The 23,050-nt window shown below is 55.7% G+C and carries 22 protein-coding genes, 3 tRNA genes and 2 pseudogenes; 20 read left to right on the top strand and 7 right to left on the bottom strand.

Translation table 11 applies throughout. The annotated features are described in order from the left end of the window. Positions 1 to 7: 7 nt before the first annotated feature. A pseudogene (locus tag HMPREF3107_RS12810) lies at positions 8 to 976 on the top strand (recombinase family protein); the annotation flags it as partial. Here HMPREF3107_RS12810 and HMPREF3107_RS12575 read toward each other — a convergent pair. After that, on the bottom strand, positions 875 to 1,150 hold the full coding sequence (locus HMPREF3107_RS12575; protein ID WP_070454484.1) for a hypothetical protein: 276 nt from the start codon (positions 1,148 to 1,150) through the stop codon (positions 875 to 877). The pseudogene HMPREF3107_RS12810 and the gene HMPREF3107_RS12575 sit on opposite strands and share 102 nt — an antisense overlap. Before the next feature lie 369 nt (positions 1,151 to 1,519). After that, a tRNA-Glu gene (locus HMPREF3107_RS06810) sits at positions 1,520 to 1,595 on the bottom strand. A gap of 124 nt (positions 1,596 to 1,719) precedes the next feature. Between HMPREF3107_RS06810 and HMPREF3107_RS06805 the strand changes: the two genes are divergently transcribed. The 9 genes from HMPREF3107_RS06805 (at position 1,720) to HMPREF3107_RS12135 (ending at position 6,147) form a co-directional block, all read left to right on the top strand. Then, positions 1,720 to 2,619, top strand: coding sequence for a recombination-associated protein RdgC (locus HMPREF3107_RS06805; protein ID WP_070454482.1), 900 nt, complete (start codon positions 1,720 to 1,722; stop codon positions 2,617 to 2,619). Positions 2,620 to 2,639: 20 nt separating this feature from the next. Beyond that, positions 2,640 to 3,008 carry a hypothetical protein gene (locus HMPREF3107_RS06800; protein WP_070454480.1) on the top strand — a complete coding sequence of 123 codons (369 nt, stop codon included), beginning with the start codon at positions 2,640 to 2,642 and terminating at the stop codon, positions 3,006 to 3,008. 41 nt (positions 3,009 to 3,049) lie between these two features. Next, complete coding sequence (locus HMPREF3107_RS06795) at positions 3,050 to 3,859, top strand: ADP-ribosylglycohydrolase family protein (protein WP_070454478.1); 810 nt, start codon at positions 3,050 to 3,052, stop codon at positions 3,857 to 3,859. Then, positions 3,856 to 4,272 carry an MORN repeat-containing protein gene (locus tag HMPREF3107_RS06790; RefSeq protein WP_070454476.1) on the top strand — a complete coding sequence of 139 codons (417 nt, stop codon included), beginning with the start codon at positions 3,856 to 3,858 and terminating at the stop codon, positions 4,270 to 4,272. The genes HMPREF3107_RS06795 and HMPREF3107_RS06790 overlap by 4 nt, the downstream gene beginning before the upstream one ends. A gap of 75 nt (positions 4,273 to 4,347) precedes the next feature. Then, positions 4,348 to 4,914 carry a dCTP deaminase gene (dcd, locus tag HMPREF3107_RS06785; protein WP_004565761.1) on the top strand — a complete coding sequence of 189 codons (567 nt, stop codon included), beginning with the start codon at positions 4,348 to 4,350 and terminating at the stop codon, positions 4,912 to 4,914. 62 nt (positions 4,915 to 4,976) lie between these two features. Beyond that, positions 4,977 to 5,753, top strand: coding sequence for a peroxide stress protein YaaA (gene yaaA / locus HMPREF3107_RS06780; protein WP_070454474.1), 777 nt, complete (start codon positions 4,977 to 4,979; stop codon positions 5,751 to 5,753). A 60-nt stretch (positions 5,754 to 5,813) separates the two neighbouring features. Beyond that, a tRNA-Ser gene (locus tag HMPREF3107_RS06775) sits at positions 5,814 to 5,904 on the top strand. Between the two features lie 22 nt (positions 5,905 to 5,926). After that, a tRNA-Ser gene (locus HMPREF3107_RS06770) sits at positions 5,927 to 6,016 on the top strand. Beyond that, positions 5,989 to 6,147, top strand: coding sequence for a hypothetical protein (locus tag HMPREF3107_RS12135; protein WP_168160529.1), 159 nt, complete (start codon positions 5,989 to 5,991; stop codon positions 6,145 to 6,147). Before HMPREF3107_RS06770 ends, HMPREF3107_RS12135 begins: the two co-directional genes overlap by 28 nt. 347 nt (positions 6,148 to 6,494) lie before the next feature. Here HMPREF3107_RS12135 and HMPREF3107_RS06765 read toward each other — a convergent pair whose 3' ends face one another. Next, complete coding sequence (locus HMPREF3107_RS06765) at positions 6,495 to 6,950, bottom strand: four-helix bundle copper-binding protein (RefSeq protein ID WP_070454472.1); 456 nt, start codon at positions 6,948 to 6,950, stop codon at positions 6,495 to 6,497. A gap of 293 nt (positions 6,951 to 7,243) precedes the next feature. Here HMPREF3107_RS06765 and HMPREF3107_RS06760 point away from each other — a divergent pair, with 293 nt between their 5' ends. After that, a complete protein-coding gene (locus HMPREF3107_RS06760; protein ID WP_070454470.1) occupies positions 7,244 to 9,010 on the top strand; it encodes a Na/Pi cotransporter family protein in 1,767 nt (588 codons plus the stop codon). A 162-nt stretch (positions 9,011 to 9,172) separates the two neighbouring features. Further along, on the top strand, positions 9,173 to 9,328 hold the full coding sequence (locus tag HMPREF3107_RS12130) for a hypothetical protein (protein WP_168160528.1): 156 nt from the start codon (positions 9,173 to 9,175) through the stop codon (positions 9,326 to 9,328). Positions 9,329 to 9,386: 58 nt separating this feature from the next. Here the strand turns inward: HMPREF3107_RS12130 and HMPREF3107_RS06755 are convergent, their stop codons facing one another. Continuing rightward, positions 9,387 to 12,098 carry an FG-GAP-like repeat-containing protein gene (locus HMPREF3107_RS06755; protein ID WP_070454468.1) on the bottom strand — a complete coding sequence of 904 codons (2,712 nt, stop codon included), beginning with the start codon at positions 12,096 to 12,098 and terminating at the stop codon, positions 9,387 to 9,389. Between the two features lie 244 nt (positions 12,099 to 12,342). Between HMPREF3107_RS06755 and HMPREF3107_RS06750 the strand changes: the two genes are divergently transcribed. Together HMPREF3107_RS06750 and HMPREF3107_RS06740 are read left to right on the top strand one after the other, a co-directional pair. Further along, complete coding sequence (locus tag HMPREF3107_RS06750; RefSeq protein WP_070454518.1) at positions 12,343 to 13,419, top strand: HlyD family secretion protein; 1,077 nt, start codon at positions 12,343 to 12,345, stop codon at positions 13,417 to 13,419. A gap of 488 nt (positions 13,420 to 13,907) precedes the next feature. Next, a complete protein-coding gene (locus HMPREF3107_RS06740) occupies positions 13,908 to 15,023 on the top strand; it encodes an NADH-dependent flavin oxidoreductase (protein ID WP_070454465.1) in 1,116 nt (371 codons plus the stop codon). A gap of 374 nt (positions 15,024 to 15,397) precedes the next feature. Here HMPREF3107_RS06740 and HMPREF3107_RS06735 read toward each other — a convergent pair whose 3' ends face one another. Continuing rightward, the gene (locus tag HMPREF3107_RS06735; protein ID WP_070454463.1) at positions 15,398 to 15,973 is read right to left on the bottom strand and encodes a tetratricopeptide repeat protein; all 576 of its coding nucleotides are present in this window, start codon (positions 15,971 to 15,973) and stop codon (positions 15,398 to 15,400) included. 69 nt (positions 15,974 to 16,042) lie between these two features. Next, complete coding sequence (gene tsaD / locus HMPREF3107_RS06730; protein ID WP_070454461.1) at positions 16,043 to 17,116, bottom strand: tRNA (adenosine(37)-N6)-threonylcarbamoyltransferase complex transferase subunit TsaD; 1,074 nt, start codon at positions 17,114 to 17,116, stop codon at positions 16,043 to 16,045. Between the two features lie 233 nt (positions 17,117 to 17,349). On the opposite strand from tsaD, the gene rraA reads away from it, so the two are divergent. From rraA to pta, 3 genes are all read left to right on the top strand, one after another. After that, on the top strand, positions 17,350 to 17,841 hold the full coding sequence (gene rraA, locus HMPREF3107_RS06725) for a ribonuclease E activity regulator RraA (RefSeq protein ID WP_070454459.1): 492 nt from the start codon (positions 17,350 to 17,352) through the stop codon (positions 17,839 to 17,841). Between the two features lie 3 nt (positions 17,842 to 17,844). Next, positions 17,845 to 18,264 (top strand): OsmC family protein, encoded by a 420-nt coding sequence (locus HMPREF3107_RS06720; protein ID WP_070454457.1) that lies wholly within the window; start codon positions 17,845 to 17,847, stop codon positions 18,262 to 18,264. Between the two features lie 161 nt (positions 18,265 to 18,425). Next, positions 18,426 to 19,907 (top strand): phosphate acetyltransferase, encoded by a 1,482-nt coding sequence (gene pta, locus HMPREF3107_RS06715; RefSeq protein WP_070454455.1) that lies wholly within the window; start codon positions 18,426 to 18,428, stop codon positions 19,905 to 19,907. A gap of 167 nt (positions 19,908 to 20,074) precedes the next feature. Here pta and HMPREF3107_RS12350 read toward each other — a convergent pair. Continuing rightward, positions 20,075 to 20,191: pseudogene (locus HMPREF3107_RS12350) on the bottom strand (IS5/IS1182 family transposase); the annotation flags it as partial. 4 nt (positions 20,192 to 20,195) lie between these two features. Between HMPREF3107_RS12350 and HMPREF3107_RS06710 the strand changes: the two are divergent. The 3 genes from HMPREF3107_RS06710 (at position 20,196) to dinB (ending at position 22,998) form a co-directional block, all read left to right on the top strand. Beyond that, positions 20,196 to 20,456 carry a DUF5713 family protein gene (locus HMPREF3107_RS06710; RefSeq protein ID WP_070454453.1) on the top strand — a complete coding sequence of 87 codons (261 nt, stop codon included), beginning with the start codon at positions 20,196 to 20,198 and terminating at the stop codon, positions 20,454 to 20,456. Positions 20,457 to 20,538: 82 nt separating this feature from the next. Beyond that, positions 20,539 to 21,840: a polyamine export protein PaeA gene (locus tag HMPREF3107_RS06705; protein ID WP_070454451.1), complete on the top strand. Its 1,302-nt coding sequence runs from the start codon at positions 20,539 to 20,541 to the stop codon at positions 21,838 to 21,840. Positions 21,841 to 21,933: 93 nt separating this feature from the next. Then, positions 21,934 to 22,998 carry a DNA polymerase IV gene (gene dinB, locus HMPREF3107_RS06700; RefSeq protein ID WP_070454449.1) on the top strand — a complete coding sequence of 355 codons (1,065 nt, stop codon included), beginning with the start codon at positions 21,934 to 21,936 and terminating at the stop codon, positions 22,996 to 22,998. The last annotated feature ends 52 nt before the right edge of the window (positions 22,999 to 23,050 follow it).

Genomic DNA, 23,050 nt, shown 5'->3' with positions numbered 1-23,050 from the left:
GGGAAGTATGAAACGAGCAATTATCTACGTGCGGGTCAGCACTGCCCGCCAAGCCGATGAGGGCATTTCCATCGATGCCCAAACCGACCAATGCAAAAAGAAAGCCAAAGAGCTTGGCGCCAGCGTGTTGCAGATATTCCGCGATGAAGGCGTCACTGGTACTTCAGCCATGAAGCGCCAGGCATTCCAGCGCGCCATCCATTACTGTGCGGTAAACGATGTGGACTATTTCATTGTGTGGTCTACTTCGCGATTTGCCCGCAATAAGCTGGATGCCGCCAGCTACAAACTGCTGCTGCGTGAAAGCGGTACCCGCCTGGTGTATGCCTCAATGAATATCGATAGCGATACCGACGAAGGCTGGTTCACCGATTCGATTATGGAGATTATGGATGAGCAGGTATCGCGCCAAATCAGCCGAGACACCCGCCGCGCCATGCTGAAAAACGCGGAAGAAGGCTGGTTCAATGGCGGCCGTGCACCGTTCGGCTATCAAATCATGACTCAAAATAAACGCCGAAAACTGGTACCAAACGATGCCGAAAAAACTCTAGTACAGGAAGCCTTCCGCCGCTTTGCAGCCGGAGAAAGCGCATTGGCAATTGCCCGTAGCTTTGCCAGCCGCGGCTATACCCGGCGCGGGGCGGAATGGCAGGCAGCCAGTCTGTCACATATGCTGAAGAACCGCGTCTATCTCGGACAAACTGTGTATAACAAAACCAGTAACCGTAAAACCAATCCGCCAGAAGACTGGGTAATACGCCAAACCCACGAGCCGCTGCTCTCTGAAGAGGAATTTGAAAACGCCCAGCGGCGTTTCCAGCCTCGTCATACAGCGGCAGGCAGCCCTTCTAGCAGTTTCCTGTTTACTGGATTATTGCGATGCGGTCGATGTGGCAAGGCGATGGTTATTGAGACCGCGACCAGCAAAACTAAGCGCCGCTACAATTACTACAATTGCAGCGGAGCCCGCAAAGGCTGCGACTGTATCATGCGGCGTATCCCTGCCGAAAAGATAGATGACTACCTGCTCAATATCGTTATCGACAAATTGCTTACTCAAGATGTAGTCAGTGATTTCATCAGCAAGGCTTATCAAAAGTATGCTGAAAAACGTGCCGGGGATGCCCAGCAGCGTAAACTGCTGCAAAGCGAACTGACCGAACTGCGCCGTCGTCGCAATACCCTATTTGAATTGGTCGAATCCGGGCTGGCCGGTTCAGACAGTCGCTCCCTGCTTGAGCGGCTGGCCGGCTATGATGAACGGGAACAAACCCTGCTCGTCGAACTTGATAAGCTAGATTCTGCACCAAGTGTTGAAAAAATTCCTGAAATTGATATTGATAGCGCCCTAACCACACTAAAAAATATCATTTTAAACACAAGAAATGCAAAAAAGCTCCGCATTCTATTGCAGAGCTTTATCCAAAAAATCGATGTCAATCCTACCGATGTAGTTATTCACTACCACCCAGAACGGGTTATTCATGATTCCACTGGGGTTCATAGTACGAAAGGTTGGCACGCCCACGGGGATTCGAACCCCGGTTGCCGCCGTGAAAGGGCAGTGTCCTAGGCCTCTAGACGATGGGCGCGTAACCGAAGCGCGGCACTATACGGAAAACTGAATGGTAAGTCAAGCTTTGCGCGGGCTGCCGATATTCAGACGGCCTGTGCATCCTGTATAATGCGCCGCTTTGATAAGCAAAGGGATGAAAAATGTGGTTTAAGCAAATCAGTCTTTATCCGCTTAATAAAGACAAACTGCCTGATTTGGAAACATTGTCTGCCAAACTGACCGAAGCCGGATTTGTGCCGGTCAGCGGTTTGGATTGGTTCAGCGAAGGCTTTGCCGCACCGGTTTCCTTTTCTCCCGAACCGGTTTTTCCCGCCGAGCATACTTGGCTGGTGGCTCTGAAAAAAGAAGAAAAAGTGCTGCCTGCCGGCGTCATCCGCGACATCTTGGACGATAAGGTGGCGGAAATTCAGAATAATGAGGCACGAAATGTCGGCCGCAAAGAGAAACAAGAATTAAAAGAACAGATTACTGACGATCTGCTTCCCCGTGCCTTTACACGCAGCAGCCGCAGTTTGGCGATTTTCGACACCAAACACGGCTACCTGCTGGTTAATAATGCTTCATCAACCAAAGCGGAAAACACGCTGACCAGGCTGCGCGAGGCTTTGGGCGGTTTGGAAGCGTCGTTGCCGAACACCAAACAATCTCCGGCTTCGCTGATGACTTCATGGCTGCTTAACGGTGCTTGCGACGGTGGCTTTGAGCTGGACAGCGATTGCGAACTGAAAGGTAGCGGCGATGTCGCACCGACGGTCAAAATATCGAAACAGGATTTGACGGCTGACGAGGTGGTTCAGCATGTGAAAAACGGCAAAACCGTTACCCAGCTCGGACTGGTGTGGCGCGAACAGCTGGCCTTCGTGCTGACGCAGGATTTCACCCTGAAACGCATCCAGTATCTGGACGTTCTGCAAGAGGAAGCGGAAAGCCATGGCGACGATGCCGCCAGCCTGGCATTTGCCTCGCAAATCCTAATGGCCGAAGCCCTGTCTACCATGGTGGACGAATTGGTCGTGCATCTAGGCGGTTGGCAGGATTAGTTTTCAGACGGCCGCGATATATGCACCTTGATAATGATTTAAAAAGGGAAATCTATCTTATTCTTGCTGATTTTTTAAATGCCTATCGGACGGAAGACATCCAAACCCTGAACGGCAAATACGATATTTCGGGACAATTTTTGGAAGAAATATACGAAATGTTGGATTTTATAGAAGACAAAAGCAATCTGCGTCTCTTTCCGATGGAAGAAATGGATAAAGAAGAAGGTGGCGCGACAAAATTGCAGGTTTTCGCCTCAAACCATACGGATTCTATGGTGGGAATAGAAGCCTGCCTGTATGACGGACAAGAATGGATCGGCCTGATCAAGGGAATATACGAACCGGATGGCTTTCCAAAATTTACCTTCCACTATTTCAGCACTTAAGGCCGTCTGAAAATACGGCCCGGATATTAAAGGACATTATCATGCTTGGCGCGGCAATCGGCGACATTGCGGGTTCCCAGTTCGAATTCGACAACCACCGCGATACCGATTTCGAACTCTTCCACCCGGACAGCGATTTTACCGACGACACTGTCTGTACCACTGCCGTTGCCGATTGGGTTCTGCAAGGATGCGGGGATGATTTGGCTTCAATCCTGCGCGATTGGTATGCAGCATATCCCTCTCCCAAAGGCGCGTACGGCGGCCGTTTCCTTCAATGGCTGCAATCGAACTCCCCGCAACCCTACAACAGCTGGGGCAACGGATCGGCTATGCGCGTATCCGCCGTCGGCTGGGCATTCGGCACGTTGGAAGAAACCCTGTATTTCGCCGAACAATCGGCTGCCGTGACCCACAACCACCCCGAAGGCATCAAAGGCGCGCAAGCGGTGGCCGCCGCCATATTTTGGGCGAGAAACGGCATCAGCAAAGCACAAATTCAGGAAAACATTACGCGGCAGTTCGGTTACAGTCTCAATCAAAGCTGCGACCAAATCCGTCCGCACTACCGCTTTAACGAAAGCTGTCAGGAAACTGTGCCGCAGGCCGTAACCGCCTTTCTTGAAAGTAGCGGTTTTGAACATGCCGTCCGACTGGCGGTTTCGCTCGGCGGCGACAGCGATACCCTCGCCGCCATTACCGGCAGCATCGCCGAAGCCTGTTACGGTATTCCGGCCGCCATGCGAGAACGGGCTTTGGCCATCCTGCCGCTCCGTATCGCCGAAACCCTGCTGGCATTCGAATCCTCAATCAGGCCGTCTGAAAACATACGCAACAAGGAACCCATATGAAATATTCCGCCCTACTCCTCCTTTTAGGCACATTTTCCGCCGCCGTCTCCGCCGAAACGCTTTCCCCTTATAACGGCAAAGAGTGCCAATATCAGGGCGAAGTCGGCAAAAGCGGACTTCCCGAAGGCAAAGGCACTTGGTCGTGCCGCAACGGCAACCGCTACGACGGTGCGTTTAAAGACGGAAAATTCGACGGCCAAGGCAAATACTCCGTCGGTTCGCAGGGCAACATCTTCCTCGAACCTTTCGGCGTATACAGTGCCTACTTCAAAAATATGACCGTGGAAGGCAACTTTAAAAACAACCGTGCAAACGGCAAACACAAAGTATCGGAAAACGGCCAACTGATTTTCACCGTTACCTTCGACAAAGGCATCATGAAAAATGTCAAACTGGTCAAAACAAAAAAATAAACCGTTTTCAGACGGCCTCACCCTTAGAGGCCGTCTGAAAACCTCCCCGCCAACACCCCAATTCAGGACAAACCCATGAGCATCAAATCCGACAAATGGATACGCCGCATGAGCGAAGAATTCGGCATGATCGACCCCTTCGAGCCGAACCAAATCAAAGAAGCCAACGGACAGCGCATCATCTCCTACGGCACATCCAGCTACGGCTACGACATCCGCTGCGCCAACGAATTCAAAATCTTCACCAACATCAACAGCACCATCGTCGATCCCAAAAACTTCGACCCGAAAAACTTCGTCACCGTCGAAGACGACTGCTGCATCATCCCGCCCAATTCCTTCGCATTGGCGCGCACGGTCGAATACTTCCGCATCCCGCGCAACGTCCTGACCGTCTGCCTGGGCAAATCCACCTACGCCCGCTGCGGCATCATCGTCAACGTCACCCCGTTCGAACCCGAATGGGAAGGCTACGTTACCCTCGAATTTTCCAACACCACCCCCCTGCCCGCCAAAATCTACGCCGGCGAAGGCGTGGCGCAAGTCCTCTTCTTCGAGAGCGACGAAGTGTGCGAAACTTCCTATAAAGACCGCAACGGCAAATACATGGGGCAAACCGGCGTTACCCTGCCGAAAACCTGATGCCAGGCACTCAGGCCGTCTGAAATCCCACTCTAAAACAACCGAGTAAAAGAAACAAAGCCATGCTGTTTGTCCTATCGCCCGCAAAAAACCTGAATGAAAAAGACCCTGCCCCCATCGGCAGGCATACCCTGCCCGACCTGTTGTCCGAAGCGGAACAACTTATGGCCGAACTGCGCCGGCTCGCCCCGCACCAACTGGCCGAACTGATGCACGTTTCCGACAAAATCGCCCTATTGAATGCCGAACGGAATGCCGCCTGGCACACACCGTTTACACCTGAAAACGCCAAACAGGCGGTTTACATGTTCAACGGCGACGTTTACGAAGGCTTATCCGCAGAAACACTGGATTCAGACGGCATCGACTACCTGCAACGGCACGTCCGACTGTTGTCCGGCCTCTACGGCCTGCTGCGCCCGCTCGACCTCATGCAGCCCTACCGCCTGGAAATGGGTACCCCGTTTGCCAACTGCCGCGGGAAAAACCTATACGAATACTGGGGCGGAACCATTACCGAATTGCTCAACCGCACCCTGAAAGAGCACAATGCCGGTACACTGATCAACCTGGCCTCACAAGAATATTTCAAAGCCGTCCGGCCCGAAAAACTGGACGCAGATATCATTACCCCCGTTTTCAAAGACGAGAAAAACGGCCAATACAAAATCATCAGCTTTTACGCCAAACGCGCACGCGGCCTGATGGTCCGCTATGCGGCCGAACACCGCATCACCCGCGCGGAAGAACTGAAACAGTTTGATTATGAAGGCTATATCTACAGCGAAGCCGCCTCAAACGAGAAAGAATGGGTTTTCTTGCGCGACAGCCGCCCATAAAAGAAAAAGAATGCTTGGCAGAAGCTCCGTTTTACGCTATTATGCGCACTTTCAAGAAACGGAAGCGTGGCAGAGCGGTTTAATGCAACGGTCTTGAAAACCGTCGAGGGTTGATAGCCCTCCGTGAGTTCGAATCTCACCGCTTCCGCCAATCTTAAAATTGTTTATCTGCTGGAAACGTGGCAGAGAGGCTGAATGCAGCGGACTCGAAATCCGCTGAGGGTGCAAACCCTCCGTGGGTTCGAATCCCACCGTTTCCGCCATCATCAGACAAGCATCCGACTTGTCTTTTTTCATTTCTACCCTGTTCAAATTTATCCAAAGAAATCATCCGCAACAATCAGGCCGTCTGAAAGCCGAACTGCCGTTTATTTTAAGCAGCATGGCGGATTAACTTGTCTTTCACTATGACTTTGCCGCGCGGGACTCGGACAGAGACCTAAAAATGCAGAAATAAAATAAATCGGTTTGCACTACCTGCCCCTCGCATTGGCAACTTACCGCCTTATACCCATGTCCCATTCCTGCCAAACCGCTGATAAAAACCGCCCTGCTTGTTTTGCAGGGCGGTTTGGTTTGTACGGCCTTCAGACTGCCGGAAGATAAAAAGGCCGTCTGAAAATCATACTGCCTTCTGCTGCCGGACTACGGCAAGCAATGCTATCGGACACCATTATATTGCGACTTTAACAGTATTCGTTGTGCGGGCTTTCAGACGGCCTCCTGTTCTTATCGGAAAAATTAAGCGGCGATTTTCTCGCATTCTTTGATGCAGTCGGTGCAAGATTCGTAGCAGGCTTTGCATTCGGCATGATGTGCGGCATGTTTTTGGCACGCGGCCGCACATTGTTTGCAGGCTTCGATGCAGACTTTGGCCAAAGAAGGTGCCAGGCGGGAATTTTGTGCCGCCAGATTTTGCATTGCACCGCAAAGGGCGAGCATTTGGTTGACCGCTGCGGCGCAGTCCTTCATGGAAGTGTCGCCTTTGCTCAGCAGCGTGATGCAGTGTGCCAGGCAAACTTGTCCGGCTGAAACGCAGTGGCCTGCAGCCTTACGGGCGGCTTCGTAGGCATTGTCGGTACTGTTGGCGGCATGTGAATGGCTGCCGTGGTCGTGGTTGCCGTGCGCATTGGCCAATGTTGTGGCAGCAGCCAATGAAATGGCAGCGGTGCCCCCGATAAATTGACGACGGTTCATTTTTAATTTCCTTATGGTTTAATTGATAAAAAAGAGGCTTTGCGTGAAACAAACAGCCTTGTGCAAAATCTTAACACGGGGATTTATTTGCCGCCAAGTCCGAAACCTTCGTCCATAAGGTTTTTCAGACGGCCTTCTTGTTAAAATAATCATGGAAATATTGAGTTACGGCAAATTAACTTAACTTTTATTACAATATCGCCACACTTCGACGTACCATCTGCGCCTTTCTGCCTGCGGCCTAAAAAGCCTTAATTTCAAGCCGATTGAATCGGCCATGGTTTGAGGGAAATATGGTTAAACTGATTCGGAAATATTTTTTACTGGCGGCGTTGCTGCTGGCGTTGGTTGCCAGCTTCATCTACAGCCCGTCGTGGCTGAGGCTGTGTTACGGCTTGGCCCTATTCCTGTTCGGGATGCAGAATATCGAGGACGGTTTGCGCGAGGCGGCAGGCGGGCGTTTGGAACGCTGGATGCGAAAATCGACCGCCACTCCGGCCAAGGGGGCATTATTCGGGATGGGGGCGACCTTCATCCTGCAATCAAGCACGCTGGTTTCGCTGCTGACGATTGCGTTTTTAAGCACCGGCATGATTCAGCTTGCCGGCGGTATCTCCATTTTGCTCGGCACCAATTTGGGCGCGACCAGCGGGATTTGGCTGCTGGCTTTGGCCGGGCAAAGCCTGAGCCTCAGCCCCGCCGCCCTGCCTATGCTGGTATTCGGCATCCTGATGAGTTTTTTCAGCGACCGCAGCCGTGCTTTTGGCCGGGTTTTGGTCGGCATCGCGCTGATTTTCCTCGGTGTGGACGAAATCAAGGCCGGTTTTCAGGCCTTCGGTGCGGATATTGATTTCAGCGGTACGCAAATCGGCGGCATGGCCGAAGTGCTGATTTTTTTTGTCGTCGGCTTTTTGCTAACCGTGGTGCTGCAATCCTCCCACGCCACGCTGCTGCTGACCTTGGCGGCATTGGCCGGAGGGCAAATCAGCCTGATGCAGGGTTTTGCCATCGCCGTCGGCTCCAACGTCGGTAGCAGCGCAACCACTGCGCTGGTGGGTATGTTGGGCGGAGACCGCAACGGCCAGCGGCTGGCTCTGGCGCATGTGGTGTTCAATACGGTAACCGCCGTGCTGTCGTTGATTATCTGGTGGCCGCTGACGCATCTGGTGATAAAATTCGGCCAATGGCTGGACATGGGGCAACTGCTGCAGCTGGCTTTGTTCCATACGCTGTTCAACCTGATGGGATTGGCCGTATTCTGGAAATTGCAGGCGAAACTGGCCGATTGGCTGCGGCGGCGTTTGCCCGATAAAACCGATACCAACCTGCTCCTGCAAGACAAAGCGGCGTTGGAGCCGCGCTACCTGCAATCCAACATGCTGCTTTCGCCCGATACCGCGCTGATGGCGGTAGGCAAGGAAATCCGCCACTTAGACAGCATCGGCATCGAAGTCATGTGTCATGCGCTGTTTATCCCCACCGACCGGCTGTATGCCGAAGGGGATGACGAAGGCAAAGAGCTGCCCCCGCCGCAGCCACCGCTCGAGTTGGATGTGCCGCAACTGTATGAAAGCCAAATCAAGCCCTTGTTCAGCGCAATCCTTGATTTCACCGGCAAGCTCGATACCGCAGTCGAAGGGCTTCAGGAACGCCTGGCCGGCGATCATGCCGCCGCCTGGCAGATTGTCGAAATCGTGAAGGAAAGCCAGCACCTGCAGAAAAACATGAAGCAATATCTGTCGGATGCGGCCTCTCCTGCCGGTAAAGACTATCTGCGCCTGCGCAGCCATGTCTTCAAAACCCTGCGCCTGTTCCGCCGCATAGACGCATTGGCTGCAGGCGAAGAACGCGCCGGGCTGATGGAAAAACTGCGGATACATACCGAAACGTTGGAAACCTTCAGAGGACGCGTGATGGTAAAACTGCGCAACCACGAATTGAACGGCTGGCAGACTTCTTCGCTGCTGAACGACATCAACTACGCCCGCCGCATCGGCCGGGGCATACTCGAAATCCTTACCCGACGGGAAATGAATCAAATGGAAGACGCTCCCCTTTAATCAATCATGGCGGTTCAAACCTGAATCGACATAAAGCAGGACAATCCGCACAAACCAAACCGGCATTAAGGTATCCCCATATGCCGGTTTGGTTTTGAGGCCGTCTGAAAACAGCTTTTAGAGCAAAGCAAACAGAAATAACGGATTCACCGAACTTTTGTCATGTCGCGGCCGCCTTGCTTCATGCCGCATACCGCCAACGGCAGGCACACGCCCTCCACACCCAAACGGGAAAACACCGTTCAATCTCTGCTTTCTAACGAAGCCTTCAGACGGCCTTACGGCCGTCTGCCGCCGACTGGCAAAAATCCGTCGTGATATGGATGAAACCATACAAAAAGGCCGTCTGAAAAATAAGTTTCAGACGGCCTCCCCTTTATTTCTGTTCGATACGGTGATACTGACCGGGTTTCAATTTGAATGTTTCGGCATCCCCGCGTCCGCACCAGCGTACCGACAGGCTGACTTCGCCACTGCCTTTGCCGCCCAAGCCGAAGAGGATGCGGCGGTCGCTTTGGGCGGCCAGGCCGTTGTTGGCATAAACTTCGCGGTGTTGCGCGGCACCGGTCGGGCTGTCCCCTGCGGCAAGGACGACTTTACTGCCCAACGCGTCGCGGTTGCAGGTTTGGCCGTTGCCGACCAGTTCCACGCCTACCCAGCCTGCGGGCCGGCTGTCGTTGCGGTAAAGCGAGGGTACGGCGGTCATATGGGTAACGAGGCTGTCGAGGTCGCCGTCGTTGTCAAAGTCGGCCAGTATCATGCCGCGCGACGTACCTTTTTTGTTCCAGCCGGCCAGTTCGGCAACATCGACGAAATAGCCGTCTTTGTTCAGATAAACGCGGTTGGCTTCAAAGCCGAAGACGCAGCGGCCGCGCACATCCGCCCAGCGGTCGGCATAGCCGTGCACGTCGGGGTTGGTCAGGGCGATTTGGGCGTTCCAATACCAATAATCGGGGCAGACGGCCTCTTTTTTGTCGTAGGCATCGTCGGCCATGCCGTTGGCCTGCACGATGTCGAGGCGGCCGTCGCGGTCGAGGTCGCCGAAAGCCGCACCCCAGCCGAACCGCCGTTCGTTGAGGGCGTTGCGGCGGGCGGCTTCGTCTTTGAACATGTCGGCATCGGTTTGACCGCTCTTGCTGTAGTTCATCCACAGCAGGCTGCCTTCGGCCTGTAATTTTTCATGCACGTTGGAAACGTGGATGTCGGGGCGGCCGTTGTCGTCCAAATCGCCGAAAGTGGCGTTCATGCCTTTATAGGTGTCGCGGCCGACCGAACCGGCAAAGCTGCCTTTAACGGGCAGGAAGCGTTTGCCCTGCTCGTTGATGTACAGTTCGTCGGGGCCGAAATCGTTGGCGATGTAAAGGTCGGCAAAGCCGTCGTCGTTCAAGTCGCCCGTAGCGACCGCCATTGTCCAGCGTTTGCCGTTAAAGCCGTTTTCGCTGTTGGGGATTTGCGCGAAGCGGCCGCCGCCCAAGTTGCGTAGCAGCAGGTTTTCGTCGGCATTGTTTGCGTCGTGCCAACTGCGGTGCATGACGTTAAACATCCTCCTGTCTCCCTGGTATTCGGGTTGCGGCAGTTTGAAGATGTTGTAGGGAACGGTGCGGTCGTAGCCGGGCAGATAACGCTGCATGACGTTGCCGATGATGATGTCGAGGCGGCCGTCGTTGTCGTAATCCAAAACATTGGTGGCAACGCTGATTTGATAGTCGTCCACGGCGTTGCCGTTGCCGACTTCGGTAAAGCCGAGCGTGCCGGTTTCCTTCAAATCGTTACGCAGCAGGCGGCCTTTGCCGAAGCCCATGCCGAGCAGCAGGTCTTGGTCGCCGTCGTTGTCCATGTCGAACCAGGTGGCCGAGGCAATCAGGCCGTGGGTTTCGGGATGTTTGCGGTGGTCGTCCAGTTGCGGCAGCGGGAAGCGTTCGAAACGGAAGTTGCCTTTGTTCAGGAACAACTGGGCGCGGTCCTGTTCGCTTTTGAGCGGCTGGGTCAGGAAAACGTCGGGCAGGCCGTCGTTGTCCGCATCGGCGACGGCGGCGGCATCACCCACCGACAACAGCCATTTGGCCACATGCTGCATACGCGGGTCGGTACGCTCCCAAATGTCGCCTTTCGTGCCGCCGATACCGCTTTGCGAAGAAGGGATTTCGCTGAAGCGGAAAGTTACTTCGTCCGCACTGTAGGCATGGGTAAGTCGGTATGCGCCCCAACCGGTGCCGCCAATCAGGCCGGTCAGCAGCAAGGCTTTGGCAAACTGCTTCAGCGCAGGCAGCGGATTGCGGTATTGGCTGCGGTTTTGCCAGAGCAGCCACAAACCGCGCAGCGTCATGTAGGCGAAAGCGGAATAGAAAAGGGTGGAGAAACTTTGAAATTTATGCAGCAGCAAATCAACGAAAACGATGAAAAACGCCATAAACACCTGCCCTTTCCGCGATTCGGCCGAAGTGGGCGGGTCGGTAATCATAAAGAAGGTGAACAGGTAAAACGCCGGCGAGGAAAACGCGCCCATAAAGAGCGTTTGCGGCGGAATATGGTGGCGGAGCAGCCAGGCGCGCAGCGACAGTTGCAGCGCGTAAAACAGCAAAAAGCAGCTGATCAACACGCTGCGGCGGATATTGAGGGCAAACAGCATCAGCGCGGCGGTGGCGATAAAAAAGGCCGTGATACCCGCCCCGCCCCACTGATAGGCGGGCGCGGGCGTAATCATGCCGTCGCTCAACACCAGTGCGGCAATCACGCCGAACAGGCCCGGGTTGTAGATATGGCGTCCGTTTACCGTGAAAACGTATTTGGACGCGGTGGCAAAAAACGGCGGTATGGCGGCCAGCCACAGGCCGTGGGAAAAATTGGTCAGCACCGACAGGCCGAGGCCGGTAATCAGGCCGCTAATCGGAACAAGCAGGGTTTTACGCCGCAACAAATAATGCAGCAGGCAGTCCAACGTAACGCAAATCAGCAGAATCAGCCCGACCTGGGCCGGACTCCGGTTGAAACCCCAAAACGTGATGCCGCAGGTAACGAAAGTGGCCTGAAGCAGCAACACGGGCAAACGGGGATCGTTTTTGGCGGGAAGGCGGTCGAAAGCAATCATGGCAAACGGGGGGAGTCAAAAGAAGCGGATTATAGCCCGGCAACATACCCGGCGGACCATTTTCAAACAAAAGGCCGTCTGAAAACATTACCGCCCGATTTTCCTGCCCGATGTGTTTTCAGACGGCCTCAACCGTTTGCCGTATCTACGCCCGCCTGCGGCACATCCTTGTCAAACCCTCCCGGCGGGGGTATAACATTATCCGGCATCCGTTTAATAAGATGATTACATGATTGCGAAAACCATGACGAAAAAAGCCGTTTCCAAACAGAAAATCCTTGCCGCCGCGTTGATTGCCTCCGTTGCGGCGGGCGGTTATTTCTATTACAGACAACAACAGGCCGCCGCCCTGCCCGCATTTGTCGCGCAGTCCAACGGCAGGCTGGAGCTGAACCGCATCGACGTGGCCACCCTGTATCCCGGACGGGTGAAAAAAGTGTATGTGGAAGAAGGGGCGGATGTGAAATCGGGCGACATACTGGCCGAACTCTCGTCCGACACCAGCAGCAGCCGCGTGGAAGAAGCGCGCGCCGCCGCCGACAGGCAGCGTGAAAGCGTGCAGCGGGCCAAAGCGGCGGAAGAGCAAACGCGCCGTACCGTCGCACGCGCCGAAGCCAACATCGAAGCCGCACGGCAGCAGCAGCGCGTGGCGAAAATGGAATGGGACAATGCCCTCAACCTGCTGTCGGAGCAACTGGTATCGGAATCCGAAACCACCCGCCGCCGGGCCGATTACGAACGCGCGACTGCCGCCGTGAAGGCTGCCGAAGCCGCCCGTGCGGAAGCGCAGGCCACCGTGGCGCAAAGCCGTGCCGCAGCGGCCGAGGCGCGAGCAAGCGTGGGGCAGGCGGAAGCGGTCGTCAAATCGGCTTCGTCCGCCAACGACGACATGAACATCCGCGCGCCGATAGACGGACGGGTGGAATACACCATCGCCGAAGTCGGCAATGTGGTGGCCTCCGGTTCGAAAGTGGCCAGCCTGCTCGATCCGGCCGATGTCTCCATGAACATCTTCCTGCCTACCGACAGCATCAGCCGTCTGAAAGTGAACGACGAAGCGCGTATCAAACTCGACGGCATCGATGCGGTTTTCCCGGCGAAAATCAAATTCATCGCCACAGAAGCGCAATTCACGCCCAAAGCGGTGGAAACCACCGACGAACGCGCCAAACTGATGTTTAAGGTAAAACTGCAAGTGCCGCGCGAAACGGCGCAAAAATACGACCGCCTGCTCAAAGGCGGCATGACGGGCAACGGTTTTGTGAAAACCGATGCCGCAGCGCAATGGCCTGCCGCGTTGGCGGTGAAACTGCCACAATAGCTTTCAGACGGCCTCCATACCCTTTGGAGGCCGTCTGAAAAATACCGCAAGCCCGAATACAGGTTTGAGGCCCGGCTAATCTTATTGAAATCAACCATGTGGAAACCGGAAAAGATATTGTTTGATGAGTCTGACGATGAAGGCTTGTCGTATGTTTATTTTGATTTGGGAAATTTTCGTTATTTCACCCTCACGTTTAATCCTGATGAAGATAATGAAATATATCTTGAGTTGAACGAACAGACTTTTCGATTGAAAGCAATAATGTTGCCTATACGTTAAACAATCGGATTTTATCCTTCGATTTCGGGGCGGATATTCAGGAAGCTCTGAAAATTGAAAAGCATATCGACATTGATATTGCTTCACATATCGACATCAATTCATTTGGGAAAACCTTAGCAAATATTTTTTCCAATGCCGGCAAACCGTGATTCCACGCGCGTCATCAAAAAAGCATCAACACGTTCCATAAGAAAGGAAACAAAATGAACCCCGTCTTCCAGCCCTACACTTTCAACAACGGCGCCACCGTCCCCAACCGCCTCGCCGTCGCCCCCATGACGCACTTCGCTTCGGATGAAAACGGCCACATCACCGACCAAGAGCGCACGTTTCTGCAAAACCGCTTCAAAGGCTTCGGCCTGTTTATCACCGCCGCCACGCTGGTGCAGGCCAACGGCAAAACCTTTGAAGGCCAGCCGTATGCCATAAGCGAAGACGACCTGCCCAGCCTGCGCGAAGTTGCCCGAATCGCCCAAGCGCAAGGCGCGAAAGCCATCCTGCAAATCCACCACGGCGGCCTGAAAGCCGAATTTTCCGCCGACATCGTCGCCCCGTCCGCCGATGAGGCTACGGGTGCGCGCGAATTGACCGCCGCCGAAATCGATCAGCTCATCGCCGCCTATGCCAATGCCGCCGCCCTCGCGGTGCAGGCCGGGTTTGACGGCGTGGAAATCCACGGTGCAAACGCTTACCTGCTGCAACAATTCGTGTCCGCCCAAACCAACCGCCGTACCGACGAATGGGGCGGCAGCCTGCACAACCGCCTGCGCTTCCTGCTGGCCGTGGTCGATGCCGTCGCCGCTGTCGTGAAAGCACACGCCAAACCCGACTTCATCCTCGGCTACCGCTTCTCGCCCGAAGAGTCCGGCGAAACCGGCATCACCATGGCTGACACCTTCGTGCTGATAGACGAACTGATGCAAAAACCGCTGCAATATCTGCACGTTTCGCTGTGGGATTTCTACAAACACGCCCGACGCGGCGCAGACACCAACCGCACCCGCATGGAACTGCTGCACGAGCGCATCGCCGGCCGCCTGCCCTTAATCGGCGTCGGCAACCTCTACACCGGCAGCGACATCGCCAAAGCATTTGACACCGGCTGGGCGGAGTTTATCGCGCTGGGCAAAACCGTGATGATTAACCCTGATTTGGCCGACTTAGTGCGCGAAAACCGCGATGCCGACATCCAAACCGCTCTCGATCCCAACCGTGCCGACCACTACCGCCTGCCCGATCCGCTGTGGCAACGCTGCCTGACCAACTCGCCGTGGCTGCCGCCGGTAAAAGGGATGGAACATCAGATTGTGGATATTTGAGCGTTTCAGACGGCCTTTTAAAACCTTTTGGTAGCCGAGAGGCCGTCTGAAAATAAAAAAGCAGCCTGCACCGGGAGTCATCCAAATGCAGGCTGCTTTTTCTATTGTTCAGTCGGTCGGATCGAAATACGACAACCGATAGGCGGAGGGGCTGAGAATACACATACACGCTATACAGGCCGATAAGGCCTCCTTATGCTTTCTTCGCCAGTTCGATAATTTTTTGAAAGATTTTGCCGTTGCGTATCGTCAGGCTTTGATTTTTTCTCTGTCCGCTTCCGGTAAATAAAAGAGGGCATCGCGCCGATAGGCCGTCTGAAAAAGGAAATACGGTTAGCCTGAAAGACATCCCGCCTTATCGGATGCAATGGTTTTCAGCCGCATGTCCGTTGAACGAGTGCATCCAATTCGGCCAACTCGGCATCGTCGGTCAGATGCTGATGGGCAAGCCTGCGGTAATGTTCGGCGAGTACGGGATCGGCAACGACGCCTTCCCCGTCGGCATAGATGCAGGCAAGGTTGCAGGCGGCGTAGCCGTAACCTTGTGCGGCGGATTTTTCATACCAGGCGATGGCTTGGGCGATGTCGCCGGCAGTGCCGAAGCTGTGGTAGATGCAGGCCAGCAGATATTGCCCTTGCCTGCTGCCCGCTTGCGCTGCACGGCGGTAGCAGGCGGTTGCGAGCACTTCGGCATGCCTTCCGCCGAGGCTGCCGAAACGGCATGGAAGGCCTTTGCCTTTACATTTGGCGATGCCGTAAAAGTATGCGGCCTGAATTTCGGCATCACTGCTGCCTCGGCGGGCAAGTTTGCGCCAAACGGCAAAAGCGTGCAGCCAACGTGCGCCGTTTTCGATTTGCGCGGCGCATCGCGGATTAAGGCTGCGGGAGCGGGCACGCGGCAGGGCGTAGATACGCTGGCGGAATCGCTTGATTTTCTGACGGTGATTCATGGCCTGACAAGAAAAGAAAAGTCGGATTTTAAAAACATCAAATTAGCTGCCCATCCCAAATTCGGCTTTTCAGACGGCCTCCGCGCTTTTCACAATGTCCGTCAGCGGCCAGCGCGGTTTGACGTTGAAACCGCCCGCCGCCACCGCCTGCTCCGCCCGCATCGCGCCGGCGAAGGCAATCATCGCGCCGTTGTCGGTACAGTATTCCATGGGCGGGAAATAGGTTTGCACGACTTCGGCGGGCTTTTTCAGACGACCTTTTCCCTGCGTCGGACGGATGGTCAAACGGCTCAGGCGTTCTCGCAGTTTTTTGTTCGCGCCCACGCCGCCTGCCACAACCAGCGTGCGGAAGCCCGTGTCGCGCAGGGCTTTTTCCGCTTTGGCCGCCAATACGTCGATAACCGCGTCTTCAAAGGCGCGGCAGATGTCGTTGCGCGTTTGTTCGGAAATGCTGCCGTGTTCGGCGCGTACTTTCTCCACAGCGGTCAAGACGGCGGTTTTCAGGCCGGAAAAACTCATCTGCAAATCGTTCGAATGCAGCATGGGCCGGGGAAAGGAAAAGGCTTCGGGATGGCCGCGTTCAGCCAGTTCGGCCAGTTTCGCGCCGCCCGGGTACGGCAGGCCGAGCAGTTTGGCGGTTTTATCGAAGGCTTCGCCCGCCGCGTCGTCCACGCTTTCGCCCAGCAGCACATAATCGCCTATGCCGCGCACGGCCATAAACTGCGTGTGGCCGCCCGATACCAGCAGGGCGACGAAGGGGAAGGCGGGTTTGTCGGCCGCCAGCAGAGGCGAAAGCAGGTGGCCTTCGAGGTGGTGGACGGGGATGACGGGTTTGTTCAGTGCGAAGGCCAGCGCGTTGGCATAGCTCGAACCGGCCAGCAGCGCGCCGCCCAGCCCCGGCCCTTGGGTGAAGGCCACCGCGTCGATGTCGGCATAGTCTTTGCCCGCGTCGCGCAGGCAGGCACGGGTCAGCGGCACGAGGCGGCGGATGTGGTCGCGGCTGGCCAGCTCGGGCACCACGCCGCCGTATTCGGCGTGCATGGCCATTTGGGTGTGCAGGGCGTGGGCGAGCAGTCCGCCTTCGCTGTCGTAAAGGGCGACGCCGGTTTCGTCGCAGGAAGATTCGATTCCGAGTACCAGCATGATGCGTGTCCGATGCGTATGGGAAACAAAAGGCCGGTATTGTAACGCAAAGCCGCCACGGAATCAGGCCGGTTTTTCAGACGGCCTCCCGTCCCCCCTGCCCGATGCGGCTTTTTGAGGCCGTCTGAAACAGCGCGGCGGCGACCGGCAAAGTCCACGCCCTCCCCTTTCAGACGGCCTGCCGTTTCTATATAATGCCCGTCTGTCCAAGCCCGCAACTTCAGGAGCCGCATATGCAGACCTTCGAATTCGCCACCTCCGATTTAATCGATTTGGCACCCGACACGCCGTCGTGCGAAATCCAATTCCGCAGCTTCGGCCGCCGCAGCCGCTTTTGCGGCCGCATCCGCACCGTCAAATGCTTCCGCGACAACGGTTTGATCAAGCAGCTGATGAACAGCCGCTCCGACGGCGAAGTTTTGGTGGTGGACGGCGGATATTCCGCCGCCAGCGCGCTGATGGGCGATTTGATTGCCTCTGCGGGCGCGGCCAACGGCTGGGCCGGTGCAATCATACTCGGCGCCATCCGCGACAGCGAAGCCATCAACACACTGGATTTCGGCGTAAAGGCCCTGTCCGTCAATCCGCGCAAAAGTGCGAAAGACGGCGCGGGGGAAACCGATGTCGTGCTGAGTTTCGGCAGCGTGGACTTCATTCCCGGCCACTACCTTTACAGCGATGCCGACGGTATTTTGGTCTCGCCCCAACCCATCAAAGAGGAGTAAGTCATGCAGGTAACTTCGCAATGGATAGACGGCCTCTGCTTTGTGGGCACCACTGAAAACGGCCACAGCGTGGTCATGGAAGGCGCGGCGGCGGAAGGCGGCGTGAAGCGCGGCCCCAGCCCGATGGAAATGCTGCTGTTGGGCGTGGCGGGCTGTTCGAGCATCGACATGGTGATGATTGCGGAAAAGCAGCGGCAGAAAGTCAGCGACTGCCGCGCCACGGTTACGGCCAAACGCGCCGACGAAGCCCCGCGCGTGTTTACCGAAATCCATATTCATTTCAAAGTGTTCGGCACGGATTTGAAAGAAAGCGCGATTGCCCAGGCAGTTCGGCTGTCGGCGGAGAAATATTGTTCCGCTTCGATTATGCTGGGCAAGGCCGCCGCCGTCAGCCACAGTTTTGAAATCGTCGAATGCGTTTGAACGGCAAAAAGGCCGTCTGAAAGCCTGCTTCGGTTTTCAGACGGCCTGAACGTTTTATAGTGAAATCCCCCAATCGGCCGTACCCATCAGCTTATCGGTCGTTCCACTGATATTTGAAACCGATACCCCGGTATCGAACAACTTCCCTGAAAGGACAAAACATGGCCTACACCCTGATTATCCCCGTCTGCCCGCATGTTGATGCGGCCAAAGCCGCCGCCAATATCGCGGCGAAACTGCCGAATGCCGCGGTATTCAACGCAATGGACTATGCCGACGAAGCCGTCCGCCTGGCGGCCGAAGGCAAAGCGGACGACTGGTTCGACCTGCTGGTCGGCCGTGCCGCCGCGCTGGGTAAGGAAAACGTCGTCATCCAAGGCATCACCCCGAACGATGCCTATATCTTCCTGAGCCGCCAAAACAACGGACTGGCCACCGCGTTCAACGCCCGCGTCGTCTTCGCCGTCAGCAACGAACACGCCACCGCCGAACGCCTGCAGATGGCCAAAGCATCGTTTGCCGGACGCAACGTCGAATTTGCCGGCGTGGTCGGCGGTACGGCCAAAGCCGCCCAAGCAGCCGGTTTGGACTATCTGGGCAGCGCAGACGCACCCGAAGGCGTGGCAAAACTGGCCGCCGAACAAGCCGTCCGCCTGTCGCCCGCGCAATTCCGCTATAACATGATGGAAGCCGCCCGCAAGGCAAACAAACGCATCGTACTGCCCGAAGGCGCGGAACCACGCACCGTCCAAGCCGCCGCCATCTGCCATGAAAAAGGCCTGGCCCGCTGCGTGCTGCTGGCCAAACGCGAAGAAGTCGAAGCCGTTGCCAAAGAAAAAGGCATCGCCCTGCCCGCGTCGCTGGAAATCATCGATCCCGCCACACTGGTCGAACAATACGTCGCCCCGATGTGCGAACTGCGCAAATCCAAAGGCCTGGCCCCCGAAGACGCGCGCAAACAACTGCAAGACACCGTGGTACTCGGCACCATGATGATGGCGCAAAACGATGTGGACGGCCTGGTTTCCGGCGCGGTACACACCACCGCCAACACCATCCGCCCCGCCTTGCAGCTGATTAAAACCGCCCCCGGCGCGAGCATCGTATCCAGCGTATTCTTCATGCTGCTGCCCGAGCAGGTCGTGGTATACGGCGACTGCGCGGTGAATCCGAATCCGACTGCCGAACAGTTGGCCGAAATCGCCGTCCAATCGGCCGAGTCTGCCACAGCCTTTGGCATAGACCCGCGCGTGGCCATGATTTCCTATTCCACCATCGATTCCGGCAGCGGCCCCGATGTGGATTTGGTGATTGAAGCGACCAAGCTGGTCAAAGAAAAAGCCCCTGCCTTGGCCGTGGACGGCCCGTTGCAATACGATGCCGCCGTGGTGGAAAGCGTGGCCAAATCCAAAGCCCCGAACAGCCCTGTGGCCGGCAAAGCCAACGTGTTCGTGTTCCCCAACCTGACCACCGGCAACTGCACTTATAAAGCCGTTCAGCGTAACGCCAACGTCTTGAGCGTCGGCCCGATGCTGCAAGGCCTGCGCAAACCGGTAAACGACCTGTCGCGCGGCGCGCTGGTGGAAGACATCGTCTACACCATCGCCCTGACTGCGATTCAGGCAACCCAGATTGCGAAATAACGGTGAGTTGATACCGACAAGGCCGTCTGAAAGGGTTCGCCCGTTTTCAGACGGCCTTTTTCAAAAATCCCCAAACCGAGAGGAAACCCCATGGCCACCCGTCATCCACTGAACAACCCCGAATTGGCCGACCACACCTTTTTGCAGGATATGTATGACGACGATTATAGTGGATTAAATTTAAACCAGTACGGCGTTGCCTCGCCTTGCCGTACTATCTGTACTGTCTGCAGCTTCGTCGGCTTGTCCTGATTTAAATTTAATCCACTATATTTCCCTGCCGAACTGGTGCAAAAAGGAGAAAACATCCTGGTCGAACTGTGCCGCCAAATCGAAACCGAACGGCCCGAAGACTTGGACGGCCTGTACAGCCTGACCCACGCAGCTACCGAACGCTTTAACGAATTGGCGGAAGAATTTGAAGAAAACGACAGCGAAATCGAAACTGTCGCCAGAGACACGATTGCCACCGATATGGAATACATCGCCCAAAGCTACGGCTTTGAAGATGCGGACATCGAAGAACTGGTTGCCCCGCGCGATTGGTAAGTCAGGCCGGGAAAAGGCCGTCTGAATTTTTCAGACGGCCTTTGATGTTAAAATAGCCCTTCCTCAACACACACCGTTTTTCATGAATATTCTTGAAGCCTTATTATTATTGTGCCTGCTGATCGTCATCAGCGCATTTGTTTCCTGTTCCGAACTCGCGCTTGCCTCGGCGCGCAAAATCAAATTGCAAGTGATGGCCAAAGACGGCGGCGACACGCGCGCGCTGGATGTGCTCAATATGCAGCAGCAGCCGGGCAGTTTCATTACCGTCGTCCAAATCGGTTTGAACGCCGTCGCCATTCTCGCCGGTATCGTCGGCGAAGCGGCGGTGCGCCCTTATTTCGGCAGCTTGTTGGCAAACGCGGGCAGTTGGGGCAGTACCGCCGCGTCGCTACTGACGTTCGCGCTGGTCACGGGCAGCTTCATCCTGATTGCCGACCTGATGCCCAAGCGCGTGGCGATGACTCATCCCGAAGCGGTGGCGGTGCGCATCGTGCGTCCGATGATGTTCTTGATTTTTATCCTAAAGCCTTTCGTTTGGACATTTGACGGACTGGCGAACGCGATATTCAAACTCTTCAAAATTTCCACCGTCCGCCAAGAGCAGCTGACTTCGGAAGACATTTATGCCGTCGTCGATGCGGGCGCGCAGGCTGGCGTATTGAAAGAGCAGGAACACTACCTGATTGAAAATATTTTCGACATGCAGGCGCGCACGGTAACTTCCACCATGAGCACGCGCGAATACATCGCCTATTTCGATAAAAACGACGACAGCGATACCGTGTTGGAAATCATGTCAGAAAAACCGCACAACAAATTTTTGGTGTGCGACGGTGATTTGGAGCGAGTCATCGGCTACATCGAATCGCACACGCTGCTGACCTTGTTTTTAAAAGAAAAAGACGTCCGCCTGACCGACAAGCGCGTGTTGCGCAAAGCCTTGTTCATCCCCGACACGCTGTCGCTTTACGATGTATTGGAAACCTTCAAAACTTCCGGCGAAGACTTTGCCGTGGTGGTGAACGAATATGCGCTGGTGGTCGGCGTGGTTACGCTGAAAGACGTGATGAGCATCGTCATGGGCGAGCTGGTCAATACCGAAGAAGAGCCGCAAATCATCCGCCGCACCGAAGACACCTGGCTGGTGGACGGCGCGACCCCGCTCGCCGACGTCATGCGCGCGTTGGATATCGAAGAGTTTCCCCATTCGGAAAACTACGAAACCATCGCCGGCTTTATGATGTATTCCCTGCGCAAAATTCCGAAACGCACCGATTTTCTGGTTTACGCGGGATACAAATTTGAAATCATCGACACCGAAAATCTGAAAATCGACCAACTTCTTGTTTCCAAACAAAATAATGAAGCGGACGGGATATAGTCCGAGGCCGTCTGAAAAAAAGAAAAAGCGCGGTACCGGATAAGCCCGTCCGCCCGCGACACCTTTTCAGACGGCCTCAAGCCGATACACACCATGCAGCAGCGAAAAATCATCCACATCGATATGGACGCGTTCTACGCCTCGGTAGAACTGCGCGAACAGCCGCATTTGCAAGGCCTGCCCGTCGTCGTGGCCTGGGAAGGCGCGCGTTCCGTCATCTGCGCCGCCTCTTACGAAGCCCGCCGCTTCGGCCTGCATTCCGCCATGTCCGCCGCCACCGCCAAACGCCTCTGCCCGCAAGCGGTTTTCGTGCCGCCGAATTTTTCCCTCTACCGCAGCGTGTCGCGGCAGATACACGGCATTTTCAGACGGCATACCGACCTTGTCGAACCTTTGTCGCTGGACGAAGCCTATTTGGACGTTACCCTCAACCACCAAAACATCCCCTACGCCAGCGACATCGCCCGCAGCATCCGCGCCGACATTCTCGCCGAAACCGGCCTGACCGCCTCGGCAGGAGTCGCGCCGAACAAATTCTTGGCCAAAATCGCCTCCGACTGGAACAAACCCAACGGCCAGTTCGTCCTGCCGCCGCAGAAAGTCGAGGCTTTTTTAACCGGCCTGCCGCTGGGCAAAATCCCAGGCGTCGGCAAAGTTACGCGGCAGAAGATGCAGCGGCTGGGTATGAACACCGTCGGCGACCTGCGCCGGCACAGTCCCGGCGAATTGGCCAACCTGTTCGGCAAATGGGGCTACCGCCTCCACGACCTCGCCTACGGCATCGACAACCGCCCCGTCAAAGCCGAACGCGAACGCCTGCAAATCTCCACCGAAATCACCCTGCCCGAAGACCTGCCGCTTGCCCTGATTGTCCGCCACTTGCCGCATCTGGCCGATGATTTGTGGCAGCAGCTGCAAAACAGGAAAACCGAGGCGCGGGGCGTCACGCTGAAACTGAAAACCGCCGATTTCCGCATCATCACCCGTTCCCTGACCTATTCCTCCCCCCTGCCCGATTCCGCCGCGCTTTTATCCGCCGCCCGAGAATTGGCGGGACGGATTCCGCACGCCTCCGACATCGATTACCGTCTGATCGGACTCGGGGTCGGCCACCTCGAACCGCGCGGACGGCAGCAGGATTTATGGCGGGCTGTCTGAAAAATAGCGTTGTTTCAAAATATAGTGAATTAAATTTAAACCAGTACAGCGT

This window comes from Neisseria sp. HMSC31F04, from assembly GCF_001807735.1.
Classification (GTDB): domain Bacteria; phylum Pseudomonadota; class Gammaproteobacteria; order Burkholderiales; family Neisseriaceae; genus Neisseria; species Neisseria elongata.
Note: the sequence above shows the minus strand (reverse complement) of the source record. Positions and strands in the feature narration are given on the sequence as shown.

Excerpts from the sequence above, each read along its gene's own strand:
- HMPREF3107_RS06795 (WP_070454478.1), top strand. The coding sequence starts at position 3,050 with ATGCTTGGCGCGGCAATCGGCGACATTGCGGGTTCCCAGTTCGAATTC.
- HMPREF3107_RS06765 (WP_070454472.1), bottom strand. The coding sequence starts at position 6,950 with ATGAACCGTCGTCAATTTATCGGGGGCACCGCTGCCATTTCATTGGCT.
- HMPREF3107_RS06735 (WP_070454463.1), bottom strand. The coding sequence starts at position 15,973 with ATGAATCACCGTCAGAAAATCAAGCGATTCCGCCAGCGTATCTACGCC.
- HMPREF3107_RS06760 (WP_070454470.1), top strand. The coding sequence starts at position 7,244 with ATGGTTAAACTGATTCGGAAATATTTTTTACTGGCGGCGTTGCTGCTG.
- HMPREF3107_RS06720 (WP_070454457.1), top strand. The coding sequence starts at position 17,845 with ATGCAGGTAACTTCGCAATGGATAGACGGCCTCTGCTTTGTGGGCACC.
- HMPREF3107_RS06790 (WP_070454476.1), top strand. The coding sequence starts at position 3,856 with ATGAAATATTCCGCCCTACTCCTCCTTTTAGGCACATTTTCCGCCGCC.
- dinB (WP_070454449.1), top strand. The coding sequence starts at position 21,934 with ATGCAGCAGCGAAAAATCATCCACATCGATATGGACGCGTTCTACGCC.
- HMPREF3107_RS12130 (WP_168160528.1), top strand. The coding sequence starts at position 9,173 with ATGTCGCGGCCGCCTTGCTTCATGCCGCATACCGCCAACGGCAGGCAC.
- tsaD (WP_070454461.1), bottom strand. The coding sequence starts at position 17,116 with ATGCTGGTACTCGGAATCGAATCTTCCTGCGACGAAACCGGCGTCGCC.
- HMPREF3107_RS06755 (WP_070454468.1), bottom strand. The coding sequence starts at position 12,098 with ATGATTGCTTTCGACCGCCTTCCCGCCAAAAACGATCCCCGTTTGCCC.
- HMPREF3107_RS06705 (WP_070454451.1), top strand. The coding sequence starts at position 20,539 with ATGAATATTCTTGAAGCCTTATTATTATTGTGCCTGCTGATCGTCATC.
- yaaA (WP_070454474.1), top strand. The coding sequence starts at position 4,977 with ATGCTGTTTGTCCTATCGCCCGCAAAAAACCTGAATGAAAAAGACCCT.
- rraA (WP_070454459.1), top strand. The coding sequence starts at position 17,350 with ATGCAGACCTTCGAATTCGCCACCTCCGATTTAATCGATTTGGCACCC.
- HMPREF3107_RS06750 (WP_070454518.1), top strand. The coding sequence starts at position 12,343 with ATGACGAAAAAAGCCGTTTCCAAACAGAAAATCCTTGCCGCCGCGTTG.
- dcd (WP_004565761.1), top strand. The coding sequence starts at position 4,348 with ATGAGCATCAAATCCGACAAATGGATACGCCGCATGAGCGAAGAATTC.
- HMPREF3107_RS06805 (WP_070454482.1), top strand. The coding sequence starts at position 1,720 with ATGTGGTTTAAGCAAATCAGTCTTTATCCGCTTAATAAAGACAAACTG.
- HMPREF3107_RS06740 (WP_070454465.1), top strand. The coding sequence starts at position 13,908 with ATGAACCCCGTCTTCCAGCCCTACACTTTCAACAACGGCGCCACCGTC.
- pta (WP_070454455.1), top strand. The coding sequence starts at position 18,426 with ATGGCCTACACCCTGATTATCCCCGTCTGCCCGCATGTTGATGCGGCC.
- HMPREF3107_RS06800 (WP_070454480.1), top strand. The coding sequence starts at position 2,640 with ATGCACCTTGATAATGATTTAAAAAGGGAAATCTATCTTATTCTTGCT.